This window comes from Pseudanabaena sp. FACHB-1998 (assembly GCF_014696355.1).
Classification (GTDB): domain Bacteria; phylum Cyanobacteriota; class Cyanobacteriia; order Pseudanabaenales; family Pseudanabaenaceae; genus Pseudanabaena.
Genome location: NZ_JACJQA010000046.1, coordinates 84,318 through 98,013 on the forward strand (window position 1 = coordinate 84,318; position 13,696 = coordinate 98,013).

Annotated in this window: 12 protein-coding genes; 2 read left to right on the top strand and 10 right to left on the bottom strand. The window is 39.8% G+C overall.

What is annotated here, in order from left to right; genetic code table 11:
- Window positions 1–29: 29 nt before the first annotated feature.
- Window positions 30–1,397 carry a glycosyltransferase family 2 protein gene (locus H6F42_RS19050; RefSeq protein WP_190400960.1) on the bottom strand — a complete coding sequence of 456 codons (1,368 nt, stop codon included), beginning with the start codon at window positions 1,395–1,397 and terminating at the stop codon, window positions 30–32.
- Between the two features lie 264 nt (window positions 1,398–1,661).
- Here H6F42_RS19050 and sppA point away from each other — a divergent pair, with 264 nt between their 5' ends.
- On the top strand, window positions 1,662–2,462 hold the full coding sequence (gene sppA / locus H6F42_RS19055; RefSeq protein WP_190400961.1) for a signal peptide peptidase SppA: 801 nt from the start codon (window positions 1,662–1,664) through the stop codon (window positions 2,460–2,462).
- Window positions 2,463–2,495: 33 nt separating this feature from the next.
- Here sppA and H6F42_RS19060 read toward each other — a convergent pair whose 3' ends face one another.
- The 8 genes from H6F42_RS19060 to H6F42_RS19095 form a co-directional block, all read right to left on the bottom strand.
- Entirely contained in the window at window positions 2,496–2,840 is a 345-nt protein-coding gene (locus tag H6F42_RS19060) for an EamA family transporter (protein ID WP_190400962.1), read from the bottom strand.
- Between the two features lie 87 nt (window positions 2,841–2,927).
- Window positions 2,928–3,917 (bottom strand): polysaccharide deacetylase family protein, encoded by a 990-nt coding sequence (locus H6F42_RS19065; RefSeq protein WP_190400963.1) that lies wholly within the window; start codon window positions 3,915–3,917, stop codon window positions 2,928–2,930.
- Between the two features lie 23 nt (window positions 3,918–3,940).
- Window positions 3,941–5,449 carry a hypothetical protein gene (locus H6F42_RS19070; RefSeq protein WP_190400964.1) on the bottom strand — a complete coding sequence of 503 codons (1,509 nt, stop codon included), beginning with the start codon at window positions 5,447–5,449 and terminating at the stop codon, window positions 3,941–3,943.
- Window positions 5,450–5,582: 133 nt separating this feature from the next.
- Entirely contained in the window at window positions 5,583–6,893 is a 1,311-nt protein-coding gene (locus H6F42_RS19075; RefSeq protein ID WP_190400965.1) for an NAD(P)/FAD-dependent oxidoreductase, read from the bottom strand.
- Window positions 6,894–6,925: 32 nt separating this feature from the next.
- Window positions 6,926–7,552, bottom strand: coding sequence for an acyltransferase (locus H6F42_RS19080; RefSeq protein ID WP_190400966.1), 627 nt, complete (start codon window positions 7,550–7,552; stop codon window positions 6,926–6,928).
- A 207-nt stretch (window positions 7,553–7,759) separates the two neighbouring features.
- On the bottom strand, window positions 7,760–8,794 hold the full coding sequence (locus H6F42_RS19085; RefSeq protein WP_190400967.1) for a Gfo/Idh/MocA family oxidoreductase: 1,035 nt from the start codon (window positions 8,792–8,794) through the stop codon (window positions 7,760–7,762).
- A gap of 26 nt (window positions 8,795–8,820) precedes the next feature.
- On the bottom strand, window positions 8,821–10,050 hold the full coding sequence (locus tag H6F42_RS19090; protein WP_190400968.1) for a DegT/DnrJ/EryC1/StrS family aminotransferase: 1,230 nt from the start codon (window positions 10,048–10,050) through the stop codon (window positions 8,821–8,823).
- Window positions 10,051–10,157: 107 nt separating this feature from the next.
- Window positions 10,158–11,309, bottom strand: coding sequence for a glycosyltransferase family 2 protein (locus H6F42_RS19095; RefSeq protein WP_190400969.1), 1,152 nt, complete (start codon window positions 11,307–11,309; stop codon window positions 10,158–10,160).
- A gap of 520 nt (window positions 11,310–11,829) precedes the next feature.
- On the opposite strand from H6F42_RS19095, the gene H6F42_RS19100 reads away from it, so the two are divergent.
- Window positions 11,830–12,048, top strand: coding sequence for a hypothetical protein (locus H6F42_RS19100; protein WP_190400970.1), 219 nt, complete (start codon window positions 11,830–11,832; stop codon window positions 12,046–12,048).
- A gap of 66 nt (window positions 12,049–12,114) precedes the next feature.
- Here H6F42_RS19100 and H6F42_RS19105 read toward each other — a convergent pair whose 3' ends face one another.
- Window positions 12,115–13,695: a cryptochrome/photolyase family protein gene (locus H6F42_RS19105; RefSeq protein WP_199289170.1), complete on the bottom strand. Its 1,581-nt coding sequence runs from the start codon at window positions 13,693–13,695 to the stop codon at window positions 12,115–12,117.
- Window position 13,696 lies beyond the last annotated feature (1 nt).

The following is a 13,696-nucleotide window of genomic DNA, read 5'->3' on the forward strand; positions in this document are numbered from 1 at the left end:
CTAGTTTGCCTTAGGCAAACTAGGAAATTCTATATTTCTTGTAAACCAATCTCTTCTAAAAGATTGTCGCCAGCACCTTGATGCTGCGTTTTTACCCACTTGAGGCGCTTTGGCAAAACACACATCCGCAAAGTCACAGAGCCAATAATCGGAATCCAATGCAACATATAAATCATGCCAGAGGCACTTTGAATGATGGCTTGTCCCCATGTAACTTGATAGGATCGACGCAGTCCAAATGCCATTGTTACCGAAGTAAGCGCTAGGGAAAATCCTGCGATCGCGGGCAACATGGGATTATGTCTCAACAGAATCGCGGCGATCGTGTCAGGAATAAAGGCGACAGTTAGCAAATATTGGTTGATGTAAAACAAGCTCGCGTCAAAGGTTTTGAGAAATCCCATTTTGCCGCTTACGAGTAAGCTCCAATAGTCAAGATAGCGCTGAAATCCGCCTTCCGCCCAGCGATTACGCTGATGCCAAAGTTGTTTGGCATTGACGACACCTTCTTCTAAAACCGCAGGGAAGTTAAGACAAGCGATATCCCATTGATTGAGATGGAGGCGAATCGTGAGGTCGAGGTCATCGGTAATGGTTTGTTCATTCCATCCCCCGCAATCATCAAGAGCCTTGCGGCGCACAAATTGACCATTGCCCCGCAATTCCCCTACACCGCCAACGCGAATGCGTAAATCCTGTAAACATAAATCTAGAGCCATTTCCGCCGATTGTCCTGCTGTCCACCAGTTTTCCGTGGCATTGGCGATCGCCTTGCGTAATTGTACTGCGCCGATTTTAGCCTGTTGGAATACAGGGACAAGCGATCGCAAAACATCGTTGGGAACTTGAGCATCGGCATCAAATACGCCCACGATATCGCCCTGAGTGAGAGCTAGAACTTGATTTAATGCGCCTGATTTGCCCCCCTGTGCATCAGCACCTCGGCGAAGGGTCTTCAATTGTGGATACTTTTGCTTAAGTAGGTCTAGCACCTCTGGGGTGCGATCGCTACTATTATCATCCACAATCCACACCTCAAAGCGATCGCTGGGATAGTCCAACTGACAAAGGTTTTTGACCAGATTGGCAATTACTGCCTCCTCATTTTTTGCCGAAGCTAAGAGAGAGAAAAAGGGTAAGTCTTTGTTTAATTCGGGGTTTGAGTCTGGATTAGCAAAATTAGTTGAGGTTACTTGGGTAACCAGATCAGGCAAAGGCGGCGCAAAGATCAGCCGCAAAGCATGAATAGCGAATAATCCGAGAAGTACCCATTGCATCCAAGGAGCGAAATGTAAACTAATGGTCAACCCATAGACAATGGCGAGTATGGTGATGGTTTTGAGCCTACGGCGATCGCCTCCTGAATGAAGGCTGCTACGAAAATTCGTCTCGTGCATTTGCGGTATATATTACGAAATGTTTAGCTGGACATACTCAGGATACCGCTTTTCATCAAAGCTTTTCATCAAAGCTTTTTACAATTCTCTAAACCCCTAGGCTAAACCTCTGATTCCTAGGCAATATCCCAATGAAAGAGTGGCTTAGCCAAATAAATAGGGCGGCGCGTTGCGCCGCCCTATTTATTTGGCTAAGCCATAACCAACAACAACCTCTAAATCGCTAATATAGTGAAGATGGATCGAGAAATAAGTAATAACTGAATGTTCGGCTTTCTAAAACGCAAAAATCGTAAAAAAATCGCACGTATTGAAATCACTGGAGCGATCGGGTCAAGTACTAGAACGCGAGTTCTAGAAGCCCTTGAATTTGTGGAAGAAAATAAATTCCCTGCTCTCCTCCTGCGGATTGATAGTCCGGGGGGAACCGTTGGCGATTCTCAAGAAATCTATGCTGCTCTTAAGCGCATCAGAGAAAAAGTCAAAGTTGTTGCTAGCTTCGGCAATATTTCCGCCAGTGGCGGCGTGTATATCGGTGTTGGTGCTGATTACATTGTGTCCAACTCAGGCACAATCACAGGTAGTATCGGCGTAATTTTGCGTGGTAATAACATTGAGAAATTACTAGACAAAATTGGTGTTTCTTTTAAAGTGATTAAGTCGGGAGCTTACAAAGATATTCTTTCGTTCGATCGCGAAATCACCCCCGAAGAAAGAGCAATTCTGCAATCCCTCATCGATACTAGCTATAACCAATTTGTCGAAACCGTCGCTGAAGGTCGTAAGCTCAGTCCCACTACAGTGCGATCGTTTGCCGACGGCAGAGTCTTTACAGGCGAGCAAGCCCTTGCCCTCGGTCTAGTTGATCGCCTTGGCACGGAAGAAGATGCGCGTATATGGGCTGCCGAACTGGTTGGACTCGATCCCAAAACGACAAAAGTATTTACGATCAAGCCGCCCAAGTCCTTTGCCAGCAAGTTTTTGCCTAGCAATTCCGAAAATGCGATCGCCCGTCTGCAATTTGAAGCGGAAACCAGTGGAATGCCTCTTTGGATGTGGCAATAAGCCCAAGAAAGCCAATTTATAATGGCTTTCTTGTTATAGCTCTATGGAAGTAAAGACTAGCCCAGCAAGGATTAATCCCATACCCAATATGTACCAAGGAGTAATGCGATCGCCTAAGAACAGTGTCGAGAAAAGTGTGACTAAAATGAAAGTTAAAAATGTGAAAGGATAAGCCTTAGAAAGGGGAATAAACCTTAAGGCAAATACCCAAAGTAAAGTACCGATCCCATAAAACAATAAACCTAGTATTAATGCAGGATTTATCCAAGTAGAGATATTTTCACTATTAATTAAAACAGCCCCTTTTTTAAATAAGATATGTCCTCCAGTTGTTACTAAAGAAATAGCTAAAAGCAAAAGTAAATTTCTGTCAAACATATTAGCTGGGAAGTTCCAAATACAAGATTGATCTGCGTAGTGATAATACGCCTAAAAAATGATAGATGCTTAAACAATCGCAATCTTTTAGCCTGTAGCACTATGGTAGAAATGGGGCTGAACCGAGGATATTTTAGAATGGCTTTTTTTGATTTCTTCTGCATGTTGTGACATCGGAACAATTGTGTAATGCTCGGATAAAATTTGTAAAACTTTACCAACCATTGCTACTTTCTTATAACTAGGCTGATTCATCGCTGGAAAAAAAGCTAACTCAGGAACGTCTTCTTCTCCCATAAAATCTAAGGGATGCAAAAGAAGAGACGGTTGTACTTTCATCAGCCGACAAAGAGCAATAGCAAAGCGGAAATAAAGTAAAGCTAAGGACTTGGAAAATACGGCTAGATATAACAGATAACTAACGTGAATTGGCAACTTAAAAATAGGCATTGTGGTTACAGGAATCTCAATCAAATCGCCCATCAATCTCCATTTATAGGGATTTAAAGGACGAAATCCCTCTCGAAATTTGCCAAATAGCTCTTTACGTTTTTCCATTTCCTCTTTACTCAACTTGCTCGACATAAAGTAGTAAGCTCGAGCGAGGGGCCCTAAAAAAGTAGGAAATGTGGAAGCATCATATTGATAGCCACGACGCGATAAAACTCTTAATACCGTAGAAGACAAACTGAATCCAGGTCCTCTAAATCCGATAGGACGACTTCCCGTCGCTTTCTCGATATTCTCTTCGGCGATCGCCAATTCGTGATCTACTTCTTCTTCGGAGTAAAGATGCAACCAAGGCTCATGTTTAAAAGAATGATTGCCAATCTCATGTCCCGCATCAGTAATCATTTTAAGAGCAGCATGGTTTTTCTCTAGAGAAGCATCTTGCCCGACAATAAAAAAAGTTATCTTGATATCGCGCTCTTTTAAAAAATTTAATACACGGGGAATAACAATATCTAAATAAGAAGGAAAGGATTGCCAACCCTCATCGCCATGGGTCTTCATATAAGACCATTGATTATCAAGATCCAGCGATAGACTGGAGATATTATTATTTTTTGCTTTCATTTTATTTTTACCAAAAGTTTAAGTTAGGAGGAAATTGATAGGGGTAACTTAGCTGTTACTATAATGAACCATAAAGTTATAAAGATAGTCAAAACTGCTAATAAACTCCAAAAAATCAAGAAAACTTTCGGGTTGCTTCTAAAGGGAATTAATTGATATTGATGAATGCAATCTTGAGTAAAAGAACTGTTGAACTGACAAATGATGTTTGTAAATCTTTGACCTAACCGAAACTGATTAAATTTTAATTCCTCAGGGATATTTTTAGATTGAGAAATTTCCGCTCCATAATGTAAAGATACGGAAGCGATTTGGACTGTTAGGGATATTAATAGAATAGCTTGAAAAAGAATAGCAATCAAATTCTTTTTAGTTAAGTATTTGTTAATAAGAAAAGCAGCCATAGGAATAATTAAAAGATGAACTGATGTAAGTTGGTACTTAGCTCCCCAAGAATCATCGGCTGCCCAGTATAAATATCTACTAGTTAATAAAATGTGTCCGATCAGATTAAAAATTCCCGCAACAAAATAACATTGAATATAGGGAGAAAACTTTTTCCAGAATAAGATCGCTGTGATAAGACAAGGTAGTAATAAAGGATCGTAAATAAATATACTTTTTGCGGGAGAGAATAGTACGCCTAAGATGCCAACATCTGGCGTATAGGTAAAAGGATAATTTGCTGGAAGCGAAGGGATTCCTTGCCAAAGTGGATCGGTAGCTAATTGTTGAAAAGCAACTTTCTGCCCAAAATCTAAAAAGTTACCATAACGAAAAAAGTTTAACAAACCTACTAAAATACCTAAAGGTAAAAATCCAACTAGCCAAAAGCATAAAGCCTTAAATATATTACTTTTACTAGTTTGTTGTAAAAGTAAACAAGCTAATAGAAATAAAAAGATCGATATAGAATTAATAGCACTACTCATTCGCACCAAAAAAGCTGCACTCGCTGCTAGTCCACTCAACAGAACAAAGTGATTCTTAAAAGATTGGGTATACCCTAGAACACAGGCATAGGAAATAAGAGTAAATAATAGTATTTGATTGACTTGTTGATGTTCTTGGGCGTAATGCAAAATAGTAGTGCAGAGCATAACTATAATACTCGTCAAACCCGCAACTTTTTCGGTAAAACCAAATAGATTAATAAGCCAATAACAAGCAATAACCGCACTAACATTTAAAGGAATAAAAATTAAATACGAAATCGTAGCATGTCGAACTTTAATTTCTGATTCATAGGGAAATAGATTATGTATTTGTGCGCCTATCCAGTCTCCCGGGAGCATCAATATAGATTGTCCTAAATCCCATGATATATACCTTCTTCCATCTTTACCAATTACTCCCGCCTTAACATCTCCTTGAATTGTAGGCTTATAGTCGGCGGCAACTTCTTCAGTTCTTGTCCACCATGCATGAGACATATCGGCGCGTAGAGCTGTATCGATGCTACCAAGAGTGCCTCGGTTAATTAAAAAAATCCATAGGAAAGAAATTATTGCTACTTTTGTAATAATTTTCATGATTAGTCTTAGCTATTTTGGTCTCGGAAAGTCTCAAGTTATTCAAATTAATAGGCAATAAACTTCATATTATTTATATTCTTGATATTGTTTATTTTTATTTCAAAAAAGTTTGAGTTAATTTTTTGATTTGCTAATCTATGCTTGCCAGCGCACTCTCGGCAAGCTGGATTGTTTCATTGACATTTAATGTTCCATTAAGGATGTGAGCAGAATTAATAATATAAACGCCTGATATAGAGGTTTTAATAGGGGGTAAATTTTTTGAATAGTTAAGCGTAGCGATCGCTAGTACATGGCGGACTCTAGAAACCTGAAAGCAAATTACATCATCACGTTCAAAGCGAGGGTACATATGGACGAGTGCTGTTATAAATTTTTCTTCAAGCTCGCGATCGCTTAATTCAAAGGCTGGGTCATCGGGAACGACATACTTAGGTAAATAGACAAGGGAATTACCACCAAATTGCGATCGATCTACTAAAGCGGTCATTTCAATTACACCAGTAAAGGGAACCCAAGTGTCCGTAATATTGGTGACATAAAACTTAGAAATTGGCTTTTTTAAAAGTACGGAAGCACAGATAATTCCTTGGTATTCAATATTATTTAATTTTCTAATTTCATCTTCAGATAGTTTTGGACATACTTTAGCGGCAACTGGTGCTGGTGTGGTCAAAATAACTTTATCAAATTCAATATATTCACCATTGTCTAACTTAATACCCACTAAGTTACCTTCAATGGAATCGACACTAATAACCTTACTTCCAAGTTGGATTGAAACATTGGACTCTTGAAGTACTTCTGTAAAACGTTCCAGAATCCGACCATATCCTCCTGACAAATACCCAAATAGCTCTTTTTTTAACCCAGTTCTCCTAGCTGCGTATAATCTGGCAATAATAGCCCAAATAAATGATGCTGAAGCTTTTCTATAGTTCTCGCCCAGTTTAGAACGGAGTAAAGGTAACCAGATCTTCTCAAATGTGTACTTCCCTGACCATTTTGTTAGCCATTCAGTAACAGATATTTTTTCGAGCTTTTTCCAATCTTTGATTTTAGAGCCGTAAATAATGGTGAATGCAAAGCGTAGTTTATCAATCAAATTAAGAGGAAAAAATCTTAAAAACTCGATCGCATTGGAAATAGAATAGAGCCGACCATCCTTGTAGAAACCTGTTTTGGTCTCGACCCATTGTAAATCTTGTTCTAAGCCTAGTTCCTTAAGTAGCGATCGCAGGTGTTGATCCGATAATAGAATTACGTGATAGTGACGATCCCAGACGATATTTCCTAATTGCCAAGCATCTGCTAGTCCACCCAAGCGGTCAGAACTTTCAATTAAAGTTACTTGCTTACCTTGTTGCGCTAAACGTAGAGCGAGAGTCATTCCTAAAATGCCTCCACCTACAATGCCCCAATGCTCATTTTTTTGTGACATCTTTTAAGACTATGTGGGATTTGATACTAATTTCAAACTGGTGGAATTAATTCTATAACTTCACCTTTGGTGATCCTATATTTCAAACCACAGGTTGTGCAAACTATCTCAGGTTCATCAAAGTTTCCCTCAACTGGAAAACGTTTAAGTAGTTGTCCGCAACGACAGACGCAGCCGACTGACTTAGCAGGATGTCCCATTGCCAAATGGAAATCGGGTACAGATTTAGTGACCAGAGAACCCATGCCAATCATGGCAAAACGACCAATGGTTAAATCATTGCCAATAGTACATCCTGCGCCAATTGTTGCCCCTTCGCGCACCAGTGTAGGTAAGGTATGTTCATCGGGAGCAGAAGGACGAAGGTGCTTCAGATCGCTAGTAGTTGCTCTGGGGAAGCGATCATTAGTAAATGTCGTACTCGCACTAATCATCACACCATCTTCAATCGTAACCGCATTACAGATATAGACAAAAGCATTAATCTTTACGCGATCGCCAATTTTGACTCCATAGGCAATATAAGTTTTTTCGCCCACAATGCATTCTTCGCCTATGTGGGTTGAGTGCCGAATATGCACGTTGTCCCAAATAGAACTATCTTTGCCAATGCTCACATTGTCTTCGATTATTGCTGATGGATGGATGCGAACTGACATAATCATTACATCTTGGCTATAAATATCCTTGATTTATATCAAAACTAAAGATGGCTTAGCCATCTTTAGTTTTGAAAGCCCCAACTGGGTTTGACTTCTAATTTCTGAAAGTTAGAACTTACGCGGGTAGATGTGGCTAGGACAAAGCCCGCGCCATATCTACCCGCGTAAGCCCTAAAAGTGTGATCACACTTTCGGAAACTGGTATTACCCAGCGATCGAAGCAACTTCCTTAGTGGGCAAAACGAGAAGGTTATTAGAAATTGGAGTCCAACTGGTTTTCCGCATGGCTGCGTAGGCAGATTCGATCGCTTCTACGGAGGCTAAGCCATCTTCGGCAGTAATCAGCAGAGGCTCTTCGTTTCTAATAGCTTTGGTGAAGTTCTCAATTTGGCTGCGAAAAGCTTGTACTTTGTTGTATCCCTTACCAAATACAGTCCACTCATTGCTAGAGGCTTGGCGATATTTTGATTCTTTCCAACCGATAGAAATAGTGCCTTGGGAGCCATAGATACGAATATAGCTTTCGAGATCCTTGCTAATACTCCAAGACAGATCAATGTTGCCACGAACGCCAATTTCACTCTTGACAAAGATTTGGACAGTATCTTCAACTTCCAAATTTTGAATTCGCTTGCCCTCAACTATTTGAATCTCCGAGAGATTGCCCAAAAAATATCGCATGATATCTACGGAATGAGTGCCGTTGTCAATGAGGACTCCACCACCGCTAATCTGTGGTTGAGAGTTCCAGCGCTTGCTCATATCCACCCGACCAGTAAAAGCATTCTCAAACAGAACGATTTCACCTAATATTCCTGAAGCCACAATTTGTTTTGCTTGAATTACATCTTCCACATAGCGGAATTTAGAAGCCATGGTCAAAATTACACCTGACTTTTTTGCAGCTTCGAGCATTAATTTGGCGCTCTCGGAACTTACGCTCAGAGGCTTTTCGCAAAGTACATTTATTTTACGACCTAATAAATGTTGGCAAATTTCTAGATGGGTAATTGGAGGTGTACAGACAATCGCCGCGTCAAGTTCGAGTTTGTCTGCCATAGCTTGGTAGGATTCAAAGCTTTCACATCCTAGTTTTGTTGACAGGGCTTGCGCTCTTGACAAGTCCACATCTGCAATACCAACAAGTTGGGCAATCTCAGTGGTCTCAAAAGCTTGAATGTAGGATTGCGCGATCGCCCCTGCTCCCACTAAACCAAATTTTAATTTTGAGTTTGACATGGTTATTTCCTGTTTATGGTCGGTGTTTATTTTTTAAGTTGTTCAACAGCTTCCAAAATTGCCTCGGCAATGTAATTGATATGCTCGTCTGTGTAACGCTCATTCCAAGGCAGTACCAGAACCGCTTCTAAACCAGAATAAGTACCAGTAAAGCGATCGGTAGCATAATCCACAGCCTCAGGTCTAGCTAAAGTGAAGGGGAAACGGGAATTGCCAAAGGTGCGCTGCTTTTGGAAAATCTCACACATAAAGGCTGGCTTTTGGATATAGCGAGGTGCGGAGAAAATTCCTTTTGCTTTGAGATTCTTGGCTAGACCCACTGCGCCATCAGCAATTTTTTGGCTATCAACACTCAAGCAATACTTCCAATAAACATGGGTATTTCGAGAATCAATGGTAGGAGTAACAATTCCATCTAAACCTTGCAATTTAGCGGTCAATTTCTCTGCGGCGACTTGGCGGCTTTGGACTATTTCGGTAAGTTTGCTAAGTTGAGCTACTGCCACTGCGCCTTGCAACTCGCACATTCTGCCATTCAGGGCAAGGAAGTAATGATCGGGCTGAGGATCTCCATAGCCCCATGCTTTATTGATAAACAAAAACATCCGTCTCGCAAAGGCATCGTCATTAGTAGTCACAATCCCACCTTCGCCCGTGGTGATGTGTTTACCTTGCTGTAGGCTAAAGCAACCAATGGAGCCGATCGCCCCAACTTTTTTGCCATTGTGTTCTGCAAGGAATGATTGAGCACAATCTTCAATGATGGGAATGTTTCGGGAAGCAGCTAATTCAACAATCTCGGTCATGTTGCAGGGATTGCCGAAAAGATGCGTCACAATAATAGCTTTGGTGCGATCGCTCAAACAAGCCTTGATCGATTCCGCAGTGACATTCCAAGTTGTAGGATCGACATCAGCAAAAACAGGAATTGCGCCCTGATAGAGAATCGGAGTCAAAGCCCCCATGTCAGTAATGGAAGTAGTGATAATTTCATCCCCAGGTTCGGGATCAATTGCGGCGATCGCTGTATGAATAGCCCCTGAGCCTGAAGAACAGGCATAGGCATACTTAACACCGAGCATCTCTGCGAACTGATTTTCTAAAGCCTTTACAAAGTTTCCTTTAGTACTGGTGAGTGTACCGCTATTGATGGCTTCAGCTAAAAGTTTAAGCTCTGCTTCTCCGAGAGTTCGTCCAGAGGAATCTTGATCCGATGGTAATTGAATTGGCTTGACTAGAGTTTGAGTAGCTTCCATTTTAAATATACCTAACTAATTTTTGAGATGCTCGTGATTTACTGATAACAAACTTCAACTCACTCAGCCCCACAATATTTTTGCAATATCTATTGAGGCAGTCACAATTATGATTTTTCAGGATTTGCTTTACCCTCGAATATAGTCGTACCAAGGTGAAAGATTTCTTCAAAGTATTTCTTGCTCTGCATAGATAGAACTCCAAGACTGAAAAATTGGATTGATAGAATCAACGTAATTCCACCAATAAAAAAGGTGTGGGGAGCCTGAGCATAAGCCATAGCTATAGCTTCCGTAAAATCAGGAAATTGCTGGTAATTAGCAAGCTCTTGATAATTTGTCCACGATCTGATAAATGCATAAAAGTCTGCATAAAGCGACAATAAAAATAGAATTAAACTGGGAATGAGAAAAAAGATTACGGGTCTAAATAGGAAACCAGAAAGAAGAATCGAAAGTGTATGCTTAGCAATTTTCATACTAGATGAGCGTTGCACTTGGTTGGCTTTTTGGGGTAGCCAATGTAAATGTGCAGGTATTTCTTCAACTCGCGCACCCAGAAGTCTAGCTTTATGGATGATTTCTGGGTTGATTTCCATACCTTTAGAACGAAGACTTAACTTCTTCAGGAATTTAGCATCATAGACTCTGACCATGCCCGTCAAGGTGGCAAGACTTTTATTATCCGTGAAAGATAAGAAGCGATTAGCCCAAATACTCAAGATTTTCCTTAAAAATGGCACATTTGAAATTGAGCCACCTCTCATATAAGGAGATGCCACGACAATTCTGGCTTGGGACTTAATAATTTGGTCGAGCATATCGCCGATATGTTCAGCGGAGTAGCTTAAGTCCAGATCTACAACCGTTATATAGTCACCTTGACAATTTTTAAAACCATATCTCAAAGCTTGTCCAAGACCAAAATTGGTGCGATGATGAAGGACGGTTATATTATTACGATTTTTGGCAAACTCTAAGGCTAATTTGTGAGTATTGTCTCGACTTCCGTCGTTAACAATGATCATTTCCCATCTATATTTGTACTCTAGAGATTCCATGTAACTGCAAAGAATTTCTAGATTGTTTTCAATAATAGTTGACTCGTTATAAGCGGGTATAAGTAGCGAAACTAATGGCTTTTCAACTGAATATGGCAGCGATGTCCGATGGCTGTCAGAACGTTGAGAATGACAAATATTTGCTTGTGGACTCTCTGTAGAAGAGATCTCTAACCCTAGCGCCGTAGAATGAAGCATAATTTTTGTGCCGTTGAGCGATAATTCCTAAGACAAAAATCATAAAAATGTTTAACCTTTTTCACTATTTAACTAAATAGTGAAATTAAGTAATTACGCTTTTAGATTGACTCGAATTTTAAAAGCAAATATTAGAAAATTTGATAGTTAAAACTTACTGCTATATATAGTTACTAAATAATCAACCAAAAATCAAGGCAAAAAGTTATTGACAAGTTATACAGAAGTTATACATTTCATACATTTGTTTTTATTTTAATTTGACAAGCTATACAAAAGTTGTACAATTTATGCATTTTTTTTGCTTTAATTTGAGATTTAAAAATGTAGCTTCCATTATTGTGCTAAAACAAAATCAAAGCCCAATAAAAATTTTCCAGTGACTTGAGTATCTAAGATATGGTGATTACGATCGCTAATTAATAGGGATAAAATCTCTTAAAAAGGAACAGTCATGTCACAAGCAAAATAGGGAACTAGTTGCACAATATAGAAGTCGGTTTAAGGGAGGGGTAAACCTATGACTCCTGTGCAACTAGAGAGAATCCAAAAAATGCTTACAGAATCTCAGTTTAATCTCTTTTCCAAGTTAACCAAAATGCGTGATTGGATGGGAGAGTTATATTTAGAATTTATTCTGTCGCAGGAAGATATCGAATATATCTATCATTCAGAGAGCAATATTTGCACTGAGCTAGATAAAGACCAAGATAAGCGATCGCCTTATTTGATGAGATAAAGGCAATGCAGTTTAGAGATAAATTGCATTGCCTTTATAAGTTGATTTAGCAATCTTGTGTTGGATTTATTTCAAGCTCTGGATAAATTTTAAAGAAGATTCACGAATTGCTTGTTGCTCAGATTCAGATTTTTTATCGTAGGCATTAACCATTAGCGATACCCGCCCATTTTCTGCAAAACTCTCGCGGTGCTGATCGATAAAGTTCCAATATAAATAGTTAAACGGACAGGCTTTCTCCCCAGTTTTTTCTTTGACATCATACTGGCATTGAGAACAGCAATTGCTCATTTTATTGATATAGTTACCACCCGCTACATAGGGCTTTGAGGCTAAAATCCCGCCATCAGCAAAGGTAGACATCCCCAAGACATTCGGAAGTTCTACCCATTCGTAAGCGTCCACATAGGCAAGCCAAAACCAGCGATTAAGCTGACGGGGATCGGTATTGGTGAGATTACTAAAATTGCTCAAAATCATTAATCTCTGAATGTGATGGGAATAGCCATAATTGAGAACATTGGCGATCGCATCCTTTAGGCACAGTAAATCAGTCTGAGCGTCCCAATAAAGTTGAGGTAAATCATTAGTAAACCTAAAATAGTTGCTTTCGCGAGCCTCTGGCATCTTGGCTTCGTAATAGACCCTTATATATTCGCGCCAGCCCAGAATTTGACGGACAAAACCTTCAACGGAGTTTAGGGGAGCAAGATTTTGGTGATAGGCAGCGATCGCCATTTCGCAAAGTTCTTGAGGCAGGAGTAAGCCATTGTTGAGATAAATTGATAAAACTGAATGAAATAGAAATGGCTCGCCAGTTTTGACTGCGTCTTCGTAGGCTCCAAAGCTGGCTAACCGAGTTTCGATAAATAATTTCGCCAGTTCCAAGGCGCGATCGCGAGTTACCGCATAATTAAACTTTTCGAGTTTCCCAAAAGCATTTGGTAAATAGTTTTGAACAAGTTCAATTACTTCCTGTGTTATTGCATCAGGCTCAATTTCAGGAATCGTCGGAATAAGAATATTTTTCGGTAAAGACTTACGATTTTCTTTGTCATAGTTCCAATTACCGCCAATAGGTTTACCATCTTCCATCAAGTAATTAGTTTGCCTACGAAGTTCTCTATAGAATGTTTCTAAACGATAACCCTTTTTGATTTTTGATTTAAATTGCTCTGGGTCAGCTATAAAAAAATTATTAGGAATTACATTAATCCGATCGCCAAATTGCTGACTAAGAAGCGCCATTTGCTGTCTTGTATCCCATTCTGACGGCAGCATATAGGTTAAATCAATATGGGGATGCTGCTCCAAAAAATCAGCGATCGCCTCGGCATGAAATCCTTCTGTGAATAGATTTAGCACGGGAAATCCCAGTTGTTGACAGGCGATCACAAAATGTCGCTGAGCGCTGAGAATATAAACTAATTTTTGCTTGTGATGGGGAATTGCGGTGGCATAGCTAAAAGATTCGACAAAGATTAGCAAAGGCTTTTGATCAAGCAATGCTTTAGGGAATACTGCGAGATTGAGCTGGTCGTAGAGAATAAATATGGCGCGATCGCTGTTATTTAATCGCGAATCTGATTTATCTGTAATTATGTCTCTATCTATTTGAGAGAGGAATTTAGAAGCTGTCTCTAACATT